Origin of the sequence: Streptomyces sp. NPDC044571 (assembly GCF_040647115.1) — a bacterium.
GTDB lineage: Bacteria > Actinomycetota > Actinomycetes > Streptomycetales > Streptomycetaceae > Streptomyces.
Genome location: NZ_JBEZBN010000032.1, coordinates 1 through 13,974, shown reverse-complemented (window position 1 = coordinate 13,974; position 13,974 = coordinate 1). Strand labels below are relative to the sequence as shown.

The following is a 13,974-nucleotide window of genomic DNA, read 5'->3' as shown; positions in this document are numbered from 1 at the left end:
GGACGGGCGCCGACCGGCGAAGGGCCGGCTCACCGCCGGCCGGAGCGCGGCGGCGTCAGCGGCGGCCCGCCCGGGAGCGGGTGCGCTTGACCTTCAGTTCCTCGAAGCGCGGTACGTCGCCCTCGCCGACCCGCTGCCAGGCCCGCCGGTAGAGGTCCGCGGCCGGTTCACCCGGTACCAGGACGCCCAGCACCGGGGATCCGCCCGGGGCGAGGGAGTACATCGGGAGCTTCCACTGCTCCACCGGCACGGTCGGGGAGGCCATCTCGGCCCAGCCGCCGGGCAGGAACAGGGAGCGCCCGGCCCGGGTCCGGCTCGCCGACACCACCAGGTCGGTGGCGGCCAGTTCGGCGCGGGCGGCCTTCAGCCGGGCGGGCTTCCAGCCGGTCCAGCGCGCCACGTTGCGGTCGGTGGGGTCGGGCATGGCGAGCAGCGTGAGGTAGACGGTCGCGGCGTCCGCGCCCAGCCCGTGGGTCCGGGACACTTCCGCGACCAGGTCCGGTACCGAGCGGCCCGGGTCCTGCGGCCACCAGGTGCCGTCCTTGTCCACCGCGCCGGTCGCCGGGGCGCCGGGGTCGGCCAGCAGTGCGGCGAAGCGCGGGTCGTGGGCGGCCCGCAGTGCGGTCTCGACCCCGGAGGGCTGCTGGTCGGGTCCGCGCAGGGCCGCCAGGTACGGGTCGGAGCCGGTGGAGTCGAGCAGGGCCGTCCGCAGCGCGGGCTTGGGCCGGTCGTCGTGGATGGCCATGACCACCGCGCCGTAGCGCTCGTAGCCCTCGCCGGTCTCGGTCGGCGTGCCCGCCGCCTTCCGGAAGTCCGGGAGGCTGGTGTAGTGGCCGACGTTGAGGAGCAGTTCGGGCGCGGCGAGCCGCTGGCGTACGGCGGTGAGCGCGGGCGGCAGGGCGGAGCGTACGGGGTCACCGGCGGGCAGCCGGTGGGCCAGCCAGGCCGTGAGGGCGAGGGCGCCGGTCAGGATGTGCCCGGTGAAGGGCTCGGTGGCGGGCTCGCACGGCTCGGCGTGGTCCCCCTTCACCGTCCAGGCGACGTCGACGCCGAGCGACGGGGACGCGGCGGGATCCAGGACCGCGGCGAGGGCACGGTGCGTGGCCCACCCCGTCCGCACACCGCGGGAGGTCTCGGTCAGCAGCCATTCGGGTACGGGCGTACGGCGGCCCACGCGCCGGAGCCACACCTCCGCGGCGGCGGCCACGTCCGGGCCGTCGGTCCACAGCCGGGCCGGGTCGGCGGGCAGTAGGGCCGCGACGAGGGCGCGCCGCACTTCGGCGTCGAGGGACTTCAGTTCGCTGCGGGCGTTCTTCGCGTCGGGCAGTTTGACGCCGAGGGCGGTGCGCAGGTCGGTCGGCAGGAAGTGGTGCTCGTAGCTGTCGATGTGGGGCAGGCCGGCGAGCAGCAGCTTCGCCAGGGTGGTGGAGACGCCGGTGAGGCGGGCGAACTCCTCGGCGGCCTCGGGGAAGAAGGGCGCGGGCCCGCGGTCGGCCGCCTCGGTGAGGAACTTCGCCAGCCAGTCCGGCCCGCGGTCCCGGTCGCCGAGCGGGGCCTCGCCGCGCAGGGTGTAGGGGTCGGGCGCGGCGAACCGGCCTGCCGGGTCGTACAGCAGCGCCCCGAACTCGTGCCCGTCGGGCACGGACGCACTGTGCTCGGTGAGCGCGAGGACGGCTCCGCCGCCGAGCGGGAGCAGGCTGCGGTGCGGGAGGCTGCGCTCGATGCCGTCGGGGGTGCGCAGGTGGCGGTGGTCGAGGTGGACCAGGACCCGGCGCCAGCGGTCGGCGGAGCCCTCGGCCGAAGCCAGGCCCAGCGCGTCCACCTGGCCGAGCAGGGTGCACAGGGCGGCCCGGTGTTCCTCGGTGGTGCCGAGGGAGACGGCGCGGTAGGCGACGGCGGCGGGCTGGTCCAGCAGCGGGGTGAAGGGGAGGGAGGAGTAGGTCAGGGCGGGCATGTCGAAGTGCAGCCGGCCGGGCACCTCGGCGGCACCGGTGTCGGTGCAGGCCTCGGCGAGGCGGCGCAGGAAGCGGTGCGCGGCGTCGCTGTGGGCACCCCAGCGGTAGTAGCCGGTACCGAGCAGGCCGTGCAGGGCGTCGGCGAGCAGGTGGTCTTCGGGGCCCGCCGGCTCGTCGGACCCGGCCTGCGTGCCGGGATCCAGGCGGGCGGCGACGGCGTCCAGCGCCTTCTGCTGGGTGAGGGCGAAGCGCAGCACCTCCACGATGCCCCCGATCAGCTGGGGGGCGGTGACCTGCGGCAGCGCCGCGCTCACCAGGCCGGGCAGGTCGGAGTCCTTCTCGGCGGTGGCGGCGGCCCGCAGCAGGGCGGCGGCGGTGTCGCGGTCGGCCGCGCGCAGGGCGGCCGAGCCCTCGGGGTCGCGCGGGCGCAGGGCGTACCAGAAGGGCAGCGGGGGGAGTTCGACGCTGCCGGTGGCGAAGGCCACGGCCCGGTGGTGGCTGCCCGACTTGGCGGTGACGACACCGTCGGGGTCGCTGATGCTCAGCTCGCGCCAGCGGTGCGTCAGGGCGCGCGGCCGGTCGTCACCGGGGAAGGCCAGGGCCGCGACGGGAACGTCACTGCCCTCGGGCGCGGTGACGGTCCGTCCGGCGGTGTCGCTGCCCTGCCAGCCCTGGCCGGGCAGGCGTACGGCACGCCAGCCGAGCAGCCCGTCGACGGGGGCGCCGAGCACCGAGCCCTCGACGGTGGGTGCGGGCCGCAGCCAGCAGGCCTGGGCGGACAGCGCGGCCTCGGGGCGGGCGCGCAGTGCCGCGGGGAGGAAGCCGGGCTCGGAGAAGCGGCCGTGCTCACCGCCGACCGGGTCGTACTCGCGCCAACCGCTCTCGTTCGACTGGTCGCGCCGCTGCCACACCCAGTACGAGGTCCCGTCCGACAGCAGCGGCCGCTCGGCGGGCAGCCGGGTGTCCCCGCGGTGCAGGACGCCGCCTCCGGTGGCGCGGCCGCCGCCGGGCAGCGGCAGGCTGATGTTGTCGGAGCGCAGCGACCAGTTGTCGTGGTCGGCGGCGAGGGTGAGGACGGTGCCGGGCGCGGAGTGCCAGTATCCCTGGATCTGCTTGGCGCTCCAGGAGTTCCAGAAGACGAGCAGGTCGCCGTCGACGTAGTGGAATCCGTACTGGTACGAGGGGCCGCGCGGCGCCCGCAGGTCGTGCGTGAGCACGGTGGAGTGGGCGTCGATGACGCGGACCTGGGTGGAGTTGGCGACGATGAGGTGGGGCCAGGCCTCGTAGACGTTCAGTCCGTGGCCCCCCTGGCCGGCGGGCGCGAGTTCGGCGACGGCGCTCTCCCAGGCGGGCCACGTCAGTTCCTCGAAGAGGCCGCCGCGCAGGGTGCGGGAGAGGATCTCGCCGAGGTCGGCGGCGGCCGCGGCGGCCACCTCCTCGCGGGCCAGTTCCAGGGCTTCGGCGGGCAGCCAGCTCAGCCGTTGGATGGCGTCGGGCAGGGCGGGCAGGCCCGCGGCGGTGGAGGCGTGGGCCACCTCGTGCATCCACTCGGCCAGCATGGGGCGGCCGCCGGGCGAGGCGGCGAGGCGGCACATGACGTCGGCTCCCGAGCCGGCATCGCCGAAGCTGTACGCGGCGCGCCGGAACGCGGGCCGGAACCGCTGGTCGGCGGCGAGGGCGACGAGGTCGCGGCGCTGGTCGCCGCGCGCCCAGTCGGCCAGGTTCAGCTGGTCGTGCCGGCTCCAGGCGGGGGCGTCGGTGGCGGGATCGGCGACCGGGATGCCGAGGGAGAGCAGCAGGTCGAGGAGGTTGGCGTCCTCGGCGCCCACCTTCAGGCCCGCTTCGCGGCCGGGCCGGGCGAGTTCGGCGCGCAGCCGGTCGGCGGCCCGGGTGACGAGGTCGAGCAGGACGGGCGGGGTGCGGCGCGGGCCCCAGCCGGTGTGCCGGGCGGCGTGGAATCGCTCCAGCCAACCTGCGGCGCCGTCGGCGCACTGCTCCTCGGCGGGCAGGCCGGCGTCGACCAGCCCGGCGGTGGCGCCGGATTCCTCCAGGACGTCCAGCCAGAGCGCCGAGAGTTCGCCGTCTCCGCCGCCGGGCGGCATCAGCCCGAGCATGGTGCCCCGCAGAGCGGGTTGGCGGCGGGCCAGGGCGATCAGTGCGGTGCGGTGCGCGTTCCACCAGCCGTAGGCCGCCCGCAGGGTGGCGGGCAGCGGGAGGAGTTCGGCGAGGTACTGCTGCTCGGCTTCGGTGCCGGTCAGTCCGGCGTTGCGGGCGAGGCGGCGCAGTTCGGCGGTGGCCTGGGCGGAGGGCGGCAGGCCGCCTGCCGTGCGGCGCACGCACAGGCGCCGGAAGCGCTCGTAGGCCTCGGCGGGGGCGACCCGCGTGGACAGCTCCTTGCCGTAGCCGGTGAGCACCTTGACGGGGAGGGCGCCGGCCAGGGCGAATTCGAGGAACACGGCGTCGAGGCGGTCTTCGTCGATGCTCAGGCCGTACCGGCTCTCGCTGGTGCGGGCGCGGCCGAACAGCTGGGCGGCGTACGTGGTGTTCTCGACGGCGAGGAAGATGCGGGCGGCCTGCTCGTAGAAGACGGGCAGGAAGTGGGGGACGGCCGCGGCGAGCCGCTCTGCCAGTTCGTGGCAGGCGTCGAGGGCCGCCTTCGGCTTGGTCTTGGCCTGGCGGGCGGCCCGGTCGAGCTCGGGGACGACGGCGAGGGCGTGGTGGCCGTCCGCGGGGTGGCGGACGAGCACCCATTCGGGGAAGCCGAGGGCCTGGCGCTGGCCGAGGCCGACCACGGGCGGCGCGCCCTCGTCGAGGACGAGCCCCAAAAATCCGGCGGCGAGGTCCTCGGCCGGGCCCAGTTCGGCGGCGGTCAGCCGGACGACGACGCGGTCGTCGCCGAGGGCGGGGTGGCGGTAGGTGCGGGCGGTGAGGTCCACGGCGGAGGGGCCGGCGCCGGGGGTGCCGGCGGGCAGTACGGCGCCTGCCTTGAGGAGCAGTTCGGCCTCGGTCGCGCGGGCGGCCTCGGCGGCCGTGGCCGTGTCGGTCGTGGTGCCAGTGGTACCGGTGGTGCTCATCGTGCGTCCCCGCCCTCTTCGATCGTGCGCCCGGCGTACAGCGCCGCGGCCATGCGCATGCCCTCGGACCAGGCCACTGGTCCGACCTCCGCCAGGCGTACCGCCCGGCCTTCCTCGTCGTGCCAGCTCAGGGCTCCGGTGGTCGAGTCGTCGTCGTAGTACGGCTCGCCGATCCACACCGCCGCCTCCGCTCCTCGACCGGTGTCGCGGACCTTGCAGGTGGCGTAGCCCCCGGACACCCGGTAGCCCAGGCCGGTCGCCCGGGCGGCCAGGCTGAAGCGGTTCGGGAACTTCCCGCCCGCGTAGTCGCGCACCTCGGTGGCGGTGGCCGCGAGCCCCTCGGGCTTGTGCCAGGTGGGCCGGTGGATCTGCTCGACGCGCTGCACGATGCCGAGTTCGGCCGCGAAGTCCCGCAGGTCCTCCAGATCGGGTAGCAGCACCGGGTGCGGCAGGGTCACCGTGCGCGGGGAGAGCCGTACGGTCTCGCCGTCGAGGTTGACCACCTTCAGCTCGCCGGCGTCGGTGGCGTCCCGCAGGAAGCCCACCTCGTCCGGGTCGTCTCCGACGACGGCGATGTCGCGCAGCGCGCGCTGCCAGGCCTCGTCCGGCCACACCCGGGCGAGCAGCGCGGTCGGCACCGGCAGCGAGGACACCATCCACGTGTCCACCTGTGCCGCGCAGGCCAGTTCGTGCCGGTCGAGCCACGCGGCGAGCCTGCGCAGCCGGTCCACCTCCGGGTGGTCGCGCAGCGCCTTGGGCAGGGTCTTCAACTGGCGTCCTGCCGCGCGCCCGGTGGCGGACCGCGCCGCCACCTTCCCTTCCACCAGGGCGATCTCGTACCCCTCGCCCGCCGCCAGCCATGCCATCAGTGCGTGCCCTCCGCCTGCCCGATCCGGATTCCGCGCAGCGTCGATCGAGGCGGGAAAGCCCCCTGAGCTGCGGTATGCCGGGAGACTAGCGAGGGGCACTGACATTGATGCTGATACTCAGGTTCCGGTGGTCGTGGCTCGGGCACTGACTGACGCCCTGCTGGGTTGTCCTCCCGTTGTTCTGTCCGGTCGCCGGAACCTGTTCTCATGGCTCCGGCCGGGCGGAACATGACCTGATAGGAGCTTGGTCAGAAGCCCCCTCAATGTCCTGTCTGCGCCACCCGGCCGGCGCCTACCTCCGGTTGGGAAGGCATCAGCAGCATGACATCAGAGGGCGGATCGGACACCGCGGACCAGGCTGTGTTCGGCGGGGTCGACTCCCACGCCGACACCCTCCACGTTGCCGTCATCAGCGACAATGGCGGCCGTCTAGCAGACGCGGAGTTCGTCACCACGGCCGCCGGATATGCCGCGGCTCTGGCCTTCCTGGATGCCCACGGCCACGTGATCGCGATCGGCGTGGAAGGCACCTCCTCATACGGCGCCGGCTTCACCCGCGCCGCCCGGTCGCACGGGCACCCGGTCGTCGAGGTCAACCGGCCCGACCGGGCCGAACGACGCCGCATGGGCAAGTCCGATCCCATCGACGCCTACGCCGCCGCCCGCGCCGCCCTGTCCGGACGGGCCTCCAGCTCACCCAAGGACGACACCGTCGCCGGCATACGCGCCCTGCACAACGCCGCTCGCTCCGCCGTCAAGGCACGGACCGCAGCCCTGAACCAGATCACCCACATCCTCTTCGCCGCACCCGAGAGCATCCGCGCCAAGTACGGGCAGCTCAAGGGGACGGACCGAACCGACGCCCTTGCCCGGCTGCGGCCAGCCGGAGACGCGGTCCACGTCGCGGTCCTCGCCTCGCTCAAGATCCTCGCCCGACGCGTCAAAGCGCTGACCGCCGAGCACACGGCCCTGACCAAAGCTCTGGACAGCGAGGTCACCGTCCACAATCCCGGTTTGCGGGCCACCTATGGAGTCGGCCCCGACACCGCGGCCCAACTGCTGATCACGGCGGGCGGCAACCCCGAACGCATGCGGACCGAGGCCTCCTTCGCCGCGCTCTGCGGGGCCGCGCCGGTCCCCGCCTCCAGCGGCAAAACCAACCGGCACCGCCTCTCACGAGGCGGCGACCGAGCAGCCAACGCCGCCCTCTATCGCATCGCACTGGTCCGCATGTCAGCAGACTCCCGCACCCGCGAATACGTGGCACGGCAAACCGCCGCCGGTCGCACGAAGAAGGAGATCATTCGGCTCTTGAAGCGAGCCATCGCCCGGGAGATCTTCCGGTGTTTGACCACCCCGGTCACCGTTCCCGCCATCGCCGACCTGCGACCTCTGCGGCAGTCCAAGAACATCACCCTTACCGCTGCAGCAGATCACTTCGGCGTCTGGCCGGCCACCGTCTCCGCCCTCGAACGCGGGATCCGCCGAGACGATGACCTCGCTCTCGCTTACCGGGACTGGCTCCGGGCCGCCTGATCACCCACCCGGGTTCATAGATCGTCTGGCACGGCAGACCACGGATGACCGTCAGGGGCAGCCCCCGGCGGCCGTCCCGCGCGAACGAAGTCGCCGTACTCATCCTGGACGACGTTCTCGTTGACCCACCGACCACGCTCGGCTCCAGAGCGCTGTTCGGCAGCGATCAGCGCGGTCAACGGGTCCTCAGCCATGACCAGGAGCCGACCGAACTCGTCGTCCTCGTCATCGGGATCCAAGGGCGGAAACTCGCCCAGGTCCAGGAAGCCTTCTCTGCGGGCGTCCTCGACCGTATGGAGGTAGATCTCATAGGACGTCTTCGTCGGGCGAACCTCTACATAGCGCACTCCCGGACGCTCTGACGAGCCGCACGGCCCAAGAAACTGCTCGACCGGACGGCCCCGCCGCAAGGACCCAAGGATGAACGACTCTGCCAAGTACCGCACCAGACCACCCTACGGCGCACCAACCGCCTCCATGGCTTGACGATCAATAGGAGCATCAACGGGCCGGCCCGCCCCTGCACCCCGCGGCGGCGATGATGAGGGGGCAGCGCACGTTCCGGATCCACGCAGGAGGAGCTCCACCCATGGCACGTCGAGTACACCAGCCACTGGAGAACGAGGAGTTCGACTTCATCCTCGGCATGGCCCGGGGGCCGGTTCTCGCCTACTTCACCGGGACCTGGCCCAAGGCGCTGGAGGGGTGCCGCGCCATGGACCTCCTCGTGGCGGAAGCGGCCGAGGAGTACGGCCCGCGCCTGACCGCCGTACGCACCGACATGACCCGCTGCCCCGAGCCGACCAGGCGTTACGGGGTGACCGGAGCGCCCACCGTCGTCATCGTCAAGGACGGTGCGGCCACGGCCAGTCGGAGCGGAGTGCTGACCCGGGCGGAGCTCCGGGAGTTCCTGGACGCCCACCTCTGACCCCGTTTCCCCGTGCGGGCGAAAAGGGGCTGTCTGGCCGAAACTGGCATGGATCAGATAGGTGCCTGGGGCATGTAATGGACTCCGGCGAGACGGAACCACGCCATCCATGCCTATGAGGTGTCGCATGTCAGAAACCGTTGCCTTCCCCCAGGACCGGACCTGCCCCTACCACCCGCCGACCGCCTACGCACCCCTGCGCGAGAGCCGGCCGCTCTCCCGGGTCACCCTCTTCGACGGCCGCTCCGTGTGGGTGGTCACCGGTCACGCCGAGGCGCGCGCCCTGCTCGGCGACGGGCGGCTGTCCGCCGACCGGCAGAACGCGTACTTCCCCACCCCCACCCGGCGGTTCAAGGGTCTGCAGAACCGGCGCACGGCCCTGCTCGGCGTCGACGACCCCGTCCACAACACCCAGCGCCGGATGCTGATCCCGAGCTTCACGCTCAAGCGGACCGCGGCGCTGCGGCCCCGGATCCAGGAGACGGTCGACCGGCTGATCGACGCGATGGTGGCCGGCGGTCCGCGGGCGGAACTGGTGAGCGCTTTCGCCCTGCCGGTGCCGTCGATGGTGATCTGCGCCCTGCTCGGAGTCCCCTACGCCGACCACGAGTTCTTCGAGGCGCAGTCGCGGCGGCTGCTGCGCGGACCGGAGCCCTCGGACGTCGAGGCGGCCCGGGAGGAGCTGAACGGCTATCTGGCCGACCTGATCGAGCGGAAGCGGACGCAGCGGGGGGACGGGCTGCTGGACGAGCTCGTCGCCCGACGTCTGGAGACCGGCGAGACCGATGTCGAGGAGCTGGTGTCCCTGGCGGCGATCTTGCTCATCGCGGGGCACGAGACGACGGCGAACATGATCTCGCTCGGTACGTTCACCCTGCTCCGGCACCCCGAGCAGCTCGCCGAGCTGCGCGCGGACCCGTCGCTGATGTCGGCGGCGGTGGAGGAGCTGATGCGGTTCCTGTCGATCGCGGACGGGATGCTGCGGGTGGCCACCGAGGACATCGAGATCGGCGGGGTGCGGATCCGGGCGGACGACGGGATCGTCTTCTCCACCTCCGTCATCAACCGGGACGAGGCGGTCTTCGCCGAGCCCGACGTACTGGACTGGCACCGCCCGGACCGGCACCACCTGGGCTTCGGCTTCGGCGTGCACCAGTGCCTGGGGCAGAACCTGGCCCGGGCCGAGATGGAGATCGCCCTGGGCACGCTGTTCGAGCGGCTGCCCGGACTCCGCCTTGCGGAGGACCCCGACCGGATTCCCTTCAAACCCGGAGACACCATTCAGGGCATGGTCGAACTCCCCGTGGCATGGTGATCACATGTCCTCAGCCTCACCGCGTCCGCGGATCGACATCGACACCACCGTCTGCATCGGTGCCGGCCAGTGCGCGCTGACCGCCCCCGACGTGTTCACCCAGGACGACGACGGCTACAGCCAGGTCATCCCGGGCCGGGAGGACGGCCACGGCAGCCCGCTCCTCCACGAGGCGGCCCGCGCCTGCCCGGTCTCGGCCATCACCGTGCGCACGCCCTGAGGAGGCGGCGCCCGACCCGCCCGGGGCCCCGGGCGACTTCCTGTACAGTTGTCCAGGAAGTCGCCCGGCGTTCCCGGCTGGGGCCGGGCCGCGTGGAGGTCGTCGTGCAGATCGTTGCCCAGGTGTTCATCGGCGTCGTCGCCGCGCTGCACGCCTATTTCCTGGTCCTGGAGATGTTCCTGTGGCAGCGGCCGCCCGGCCGGGCCCTGTCCGGGTTCGACGCGGAAACCGCGCGGCTCACCGCCACCCTCGCCGCCAACCAGGGGCTCTACAACGGCTTCCTCGCCGCGGGACTCGTCTGGTCGCTCGTCACCGGCTCCCTCGCCACGCAGGTCTTCTTCCTCGTCTGCGTGATCGTCGCCGGCGTCTACGGGGCCGCGACCGCCAACCGGCGGATCCTCGTCGCCCAGGCCCTGCCCGCCGCCCTCGCCCTCGGCGCGGCGCTCTCGGCCGCGTGAGCGCCGAGGATCCGCGGACCGCGCGCACCAGGGCCCGGCTCCGCGAGAGCCTGCTCGCCGAGTGTGCGCACCGCCCGCTCGGCGAGGTCAGCGTCTCGGCCGTGGTCCGCCGGGCCGGTGTCGGCCGGGCCACGTTCTACCTGCACTACGAGGACCTCACCGCGCTCGCCCTGGACGCCTGCGCCGACGTCGTACACGCCGCGGTCGACGCCCTGCACGCCTGGCAGACGGGCCCGGGGGCGCAGGCCCCGGCCCGTCCCCCGGCCGCCCTCGCCGCATTCCTCGCCGACGCCGCCGCGCACGGAGCGCTCTACCGCACCCTGCTCCTGCCGGGCGGCGGCGGCCCGCTCGGCGACCGGCTCCACCGCGAGCTGCGCGCCCGCGCCCGCGCCGAGCGCACCGCGGTGGGCGCCCCGCACGCCGATCTGGTGGCCTCCGCGGTGGCCGCCACCTTCACCGGTGTCCTCGCGGACTGGCTGCACGGGCTCGTCCCGGGCGACCCGGCCGGATTGGCGGACCTCCTGTGGGCGCTGCTGCTGGCCCTGCACGGCACGCACCGTCGACAGCCGTGAGCCCCGCCGGGCGGATCGGCGGGGCTCACCGGGTTCTCGACACGTGAAGCGACGCTAGTAGGCCGGCGTCACGTTCTCCGCCTGGGGGCCCTTGGGGCCCTGCGTGACCGAGTACTCGACCTTCTGTCCCTCGTCCAGGGACTTGTACCCGCTGGACTGGATGGCCGAGTAGTGCACGAACACGTCGGGCCCGCCGTCGTCCTGCTGGATGAAGCCGAACCCCTTCTCCGAGTTGAACCACTTCACAGTGCCTGTTGCCATCGTGCAGATCCTTCACAACGTTCCACGCGGGCCGCACGTGCGGTGCAGCCGTCTCGATCCTTCCCATCCGCCCCGCAGACCACACCCGCAACGCGCCCAACCGGGGACCTTTCGCACTCATGCACTACCGTCCCCGGCCGGCGACAGCGCGGCGGACCGAGGCCGGGGGGCGGCTGCCGCGGCTCGCCGCGGTCCGCTCATCCGGCAGCCCAGGCACTGGGCGTGACCGGTACGGGCGACGGTGTCCCGGCGGCGCCAGTCCCGCTCGGCCGCCGGCCGTGGCCCGCCGGGCTTGCCCCAGCCGGCCAAGTGCAGGAGCCAGGTGGCGAGCGCCGCCACCGCGACGAGGCCGAGGCCGATCCAGACACCCGGGGTCCAGGCCGTGCAGAGGGCGAGGCCCGCGAGGGCGGAGCCCAGGACGGCGAGGGCCGTGCCGGTCCAGCCGGCGACGGTGTGGCCGAGGTCGACGTCTCCATGCGCGCTCATGATTCTCCTGGTGGGACGGGTCGGCAGTAGGCTCGACGCAGAGCAAAGATTTACCTCGCAAGATAAATATCTCGCGAACTAAGTAACTTAGACACTAAGGAGTATTCGGGTGCAGGGCAAGCCCCGCCCCCCGGCCACGGCCGGCGAGGCGATCTCGCGCATGGACCAGTACGTCGCGCTGGGCCTGATCGGCCAGCAGGAGGTGGCGCAGCTGCTGGGGCTGAACGTCACCGACCTGACCTGCCTGGGCCACATCCTGGGCGCCGGGGAGAGCCCCCTGTCGGCCGGCGATCTCGCCGAGCTGACCCACCTCACCACCGGCGCCGTCACCGGGGTGCTCAACCGTCTGGAACGGGCCGGGTACGCCCGGCGCCGGCCCGACCCGGCCGACCGCCGCCGGGTCCGGGTGGTGGCCGACCCGGCCGCCGCCGCACGGATCGTCGCGGTGTACGAACCCTTCTATGCGCGGCTCGGCTCGGTGTTCGCCGAGTACACCCCTGACGAGGTCGCCGTGATCGCGGACTGGTTCGGGCGCGCGACGGAGGAGATGCGCGCGCATCTGGCCCAAGTGCGGGCCGGCGAGCTGCGGCCGGTGGCGCCGTAGCGCCCGATGGTAAAATCTCCCTTTTCGCGTCTCACGGAAGGTTCTGCATGAAGAACCCGTCAGCTCATGGGCGTTTCGGCATCAAGCCCGGTATCAAGGCAGGCCCCAAGGGCGGTGCGAAGGCCGCCGGCAAGGCCCCCCGGGCCGCCGCCCTGCAGGGCGAGTTCGCGATGCCCGAGACGGTCACCCCGGCGCTGGCGCCCGTGGAGTCGTTCGCCGAGCTCGACCTGCCCCGTGAGCTGCTGGAGACGATGACGGAGCTGGGGGTGACCGAGCCGTTCCCCATCCAGGCGGCCACGCTGCCCAACTCCCTGGCGGGCCGGGACATCCTCGGCCGCGGCCGGACCGGCTCCGGCAAGACCCTCGCCTTCGGCCTGGCCCTCCTGGCCCGTACGGCCGGGCGCACCGCGGACCCGAAGCGGCCGCTGGCACTGGTCCTCGTACCGACGCGCGAACTGGCCCAGCAGGTGACCGAGGCGCTCACCCCGTACGCCCAGGCCCTGAACCTGCGCATGGCGGCCGTGGTCGGCGGCCTGTCGATCGGCAAGCAGGTCAGCGCGCTGCGCCGGGGCGCCGAGGTGGTCGTGGCCACCCCCGGGCGGCTCAGCGACCTGGTCGGACGGCGTGACGTCCACCTGGAGCGGGTGCGGATCACCGTGCTCGACGAGGCGGACCAGATGTGCGACCTGGGCTTCATGCCGCAGGTGACCGAGATCCTGGACCAGGTGCACCACGCCGGGCAGCGGATGCTGTTCTCGGCCACGCTCGACCGCAATGTCGACCAGCTCGTGCGGAGCTATCTGAAGGACCCGGTCTCGCACTCCGTCGACCCCTCGGCGGCCTCGGTGTCGACGATGGACCACCACGTCCTGCACATCCACGCGGCCGACAAGTACTCGACGGCGACCGAGATCGCGGCCCGCGAGGGCCGGGTGCTGATGTTCCTGGACACCAAGCACGGCGTGGACCAGTTCGTGAAGCACCTGCGGGCCATGGGCGTCCGGGCGCAGGGTCTGCACAGCGGGAAGTCGCAGCCGCAGCGCACCCGGACGCTGGCGCAGTTCAAGAACGGGGAGATCACGGTCCTCGTCGCCACCAACGTCGCGGCGCGCGGCATCCACATCGACGACCTGGACCTCGTCGTGAACGTGGACCCGCCCGCCGACCACAAGGACTACCTGCACCGCGGCGGCCGTACCGCCCGCGCGGGCGAGTCCGGCAAGGTCGTCACCCTGGTCACCCCGAACCAGCGCCGGGACATGGTCCGGCTGATGTCCGAGGCACGGATCCGGCCGACCACCACCCAGGTGCGCTCCGGCGAGGCCGCGCTGAGCCGGATCACCGGCGCCCAGGCCCCCTCCGGCGTTCCGCTGGCGGGCGCCGCACCGACCGACGCCAAGGGCAGGCCCTCCGGCTCGGACCTCGGTTTCCGCGGGATCGGCACCCGCCCCGGCCGTCCGGGCCAGGGCAAGGAGTCCCGCAAGACGGCCGAGGCCCGGCAGATCGCCGAGGCGCGCCGCGCCGCCCGGGTGCGCCGGGGCGGCTAGGCGGTCCGGCGCCGCCCGTCTTCGGGAGCCGGCCACTGGGCCGTGGGCCCGGAGCAGCCGTAGGTCGGGCCACGTCGTGCCGGCGCCGGGCCCCCCCCCGGCGGGGGGGGGGGGCCCGGGCGCCGGCGGGGGGCGCCGCGCCCCCCGGC

General features: G+C 73.4%; 13 protein-coding genes. 8 read left to right on the top strand and 5 right to left on the bottom strand.

Annotated features, from left to right (window positions below):
* Positions 1 to 55: 55 nt before the first annotated feature.
* Positions 56 to 5,029 carry a DNA-binding protein gene (locus AB0B01_RS18680; protein WP_361719812.1) on the bottom strand — a complete coding sequence of 1,658 codons (4,974 nt, stop codon included), beginning with the start codon at positions 5,027 to 5,029 and terminating at the stop codon, positions 56 to 58.
* Complete coding sequence (locus AB0B01_RS18675) at positions 5,026 to 5,895, bottom strand: DUF4132 domain-containing protein (RefSeq protein ID WP_361719809.1); 870 nt, start codon at positions 5,893 to 5,895, stop codon at positions 5,026 to 5,028. The genes AB0B01_RS18680 and AB0B01_RS18675 overlap by 4 nt, the downstream gene beginning before the upstream one ends.
* 324 nt (positions 5,896 to 6,219) lie before the next feature.
* On the opposite strand from AB0B01_RS18675, the gene AB0B01_RS18670 reads away from it, so the two are divergent.
* Positions 6,220 to 7,434 (top strand): IS110 family transposase, encoded by a 1,215-nt coding sequence (locus AB0B01_RS18670; RefSeq protein WP_361719806.1) that lies wholly within the window; start codon positions 6,220 to 6,222, stop codon positions 7,432 to 7,434.
* Positions 7,435 to 7,448: 14 nt separating this feature from the next.
* On the opposite strand, the gene AB0B01_RS18665 is transcribed toward AB0B01_RS18670, so the two are convergent.
* Positions 7,449 to 7,781 (bottom strand): hypothetical protein, encoded by a 333-nt coding sequence (locus tag AB0B01_RS18665; protein WP_361719803.1) that lies wholly within the window; start codon positions 7,779 to 7,781, stop codon positions 7,449 to 7,451.
* A 242-nt stretch (positions 7,782 to 8,023) separates the two neighbouring features.
* Here AB0B01_RS18665 and AB0B01_RS18660 point away from each other — a divergent pair, with 242 nt between their 5' ends.
* The 5 genes from AB0B01_RS18660 (at position 8,024) to AB0B01_RS18640 (ending at position 10,927) form a co-directional block, all read left to right on the top strand.
* Positions 8,024 to 8,362 (top strand): thioredoxin domain-containing protein, encoded by a 339-nt coding sequence (locus AB0B01_RS18660; protein ID WP_361719800.1) that lies wholly within the window; start codon positions 8,024 to 8,026, stop codon positions 8,360 to 8,362.
* 127 nt (positions 8,363 to 8,489) lie between these two features.
* Entirely contained in the window at positions 8,490 to 9,677 is a 1,188-nt protein-coding gene (locus AB0B01_RS18655) for a cytochrome P450 (protein ID WP_361719797.1), read from the top strand.
* Between the two features lie 4 nt (positions 9,678 to 9,681).
* On the top strand, positions 9,682 to 9,897 hold the full coding sequence (locus AB0B01_RS18650) for a ferredoxin (RefSeq protein ID WP_361719794.1): 216 nt from the start codon (positions 9,682 to 9,684) through the stop codon (positions 9,895 to 9,897).
* Between the two features lie 104 nt (positions 9,898 to 10,001).
* Positions 10,002 to 10,355: a DUF1304 domain-containing protein gene (locus tag AB0B01_RS18645; protein ID WP_361719791.1), complete on the top strand. Its 354-nt coding sequence runs from the start codon at positions 10,002 to 10,004 to the stop codon at positions 10,353 to 10,355.
* A complete protein-coding gene (locus AB0B01_RS18640; RefSeq protein WP_361719788.1) occupies positions 10,352 to 10,927 on the top strand; it encodes a TetR family transcriptional regulator in 576 nt (191 codons plus the stop codon). Before AB0B01_RS18645 ends, AB0B01_RS18640 begins: the two co-directional genes overlap by 4 nt.
* Before the next feature lie 54 nt (positions 10,928 to 10,981).
* Here the strand turns inward: AB0B01_RS18640 and AB0B01_RS18635 are convergent, their stop codons facing one another.
* Both AB0B01_RS18635 and AB0B01_RS18630 read right to left on the bottom strand, forming a co-directional pair.
* Positions 10,982 to 11,188, bottom strand: coding sequence for a cold-shock protein (locus AB0B01_RS18635; RefSeq protein ID WP_361719785.1), 207 nt, complete (start codon positions 11,186 to 11,188; stop codon positions 10,982 to 10,984).
* A gap of 117 nt (positions 11,189 to 11,305) precedes the next feature.
* Positions 11,306 to 11,674 carry an HGxxPAAW family protein gene (locus AB0B01_RS18630; RefSeq protein WP_361719782.1) on the bottom strand — a complete coding sequence of 123 codons (369 nt, stop codon included), beginning with the start codon at positions 11,672 to 11,674 and terminating at the stop codon, positions 11,306 to 11,308.
* A 109-nt stretch (positions 11,675 to 11,783) separates the two neighbouring features.
* Between AB0B01_RS18630 and AB0B01_RS18625 the strand changes: the two genes are divergently transcribed.
* The gene (locus tag AB0B01_RS18625) at positions 11,784 to 12,278 is read left to right on the top strand and encodes a MarR family transcriptional regulator (protein ID WP_361719779.1); all 495 of its coding nucleotides are present in this window, start codon (positions 11,784 to 11,786) and stop codon (positions 12,276 to 12,278) included.
* A gap of 170 nt (positions 12,279 to 12,448) precedes the next feature.
* The gene (locus AB0B01_RS18620; protein ID WP_361719970.1) at positions 12,449 to 13,825 is read left to right on the top strand and encodes a DEAD/DEAH box helicase; all 1,377 of its coding nucleotides are present in this window, start codon (positions 12,449 to 12,451) and stop codon (positions 13,823 to 13,825) included.
* Positions 13,826 to 13,974 lie beyond the last annotated feature (149 nt).

What these genes read in the sequence shown, in the direction of transcription:
- AB0B01_RS18680 (WP_361719812.1), bottom strand. Translation starts at nt 5,029, where the DNA reads ATGAGCACCACCGGTACCACTGGCACCACGACCGACACGGCCACGGCC.
- AB0B01_RS18675 (WP_361719809.1), bottom strand. Translation starts at nt 5,895, where the DNA reads ATGGCATGGCTGGCGGCGGGCGAGGGGTACGAGATCGCCCTGGTGGAA.
- AB0B01_RS18670 (WP_361719806.1), top strand. Translation starts at nt 6,220, where the DNA reads ATGACATCAGAGGGCGGATCGGACACCGCGGACCAGGCTGTGTTCGGC.
- AB0B01_RS18660 (WP_361719800.1), top strand. Translation starts at nt 8,024, where the DNA reads ATGGCACGTCGAGTACACCAGCCACTGGAGAACGAGGAGTTCGACTTC.
- AB0B01_RS18655 (WP_361719797.1), top strand. Translation starts at nt 8,490, where the DNA reads ATGTCAGAAACCGTTGCCTTCCCCCAGGACCGGACCTGCCCCTACCAC.
- AB0B01_RS18650 (WP_361719794.1), top strand. Translation starts at nt 9,682, where the DNA reads ATGTCCTCAGCCTCACCGCGTCCGCGGATCGACATCGACACCACCGTC.
- AB0B01_RS18635 (WP_361719785.1), bottom strand. Translation starts at nt 11,188, where the DNA reads ATGGCAACAGGCACTGTGAAGTGGTTCAACTCGGAGAAGGGGTTCGGC.
- AB0B01_RS18630 (WP_361719782.1), bottom strand. Translation starts at nt 11,674, where the DNA reads ATGAGCGCGCATGGAGACGTCGACCTCGGCCACACCGTCGCCGGCTGG.
- AB0B01_RS18620 (WP_361719970.1), top strand. Translation starts at nt 12,449, where the DNA reads ATGCCCGAGACGGTCACCCCGGCGCTGGCGCCCGTGGAGTCGTTCGCC.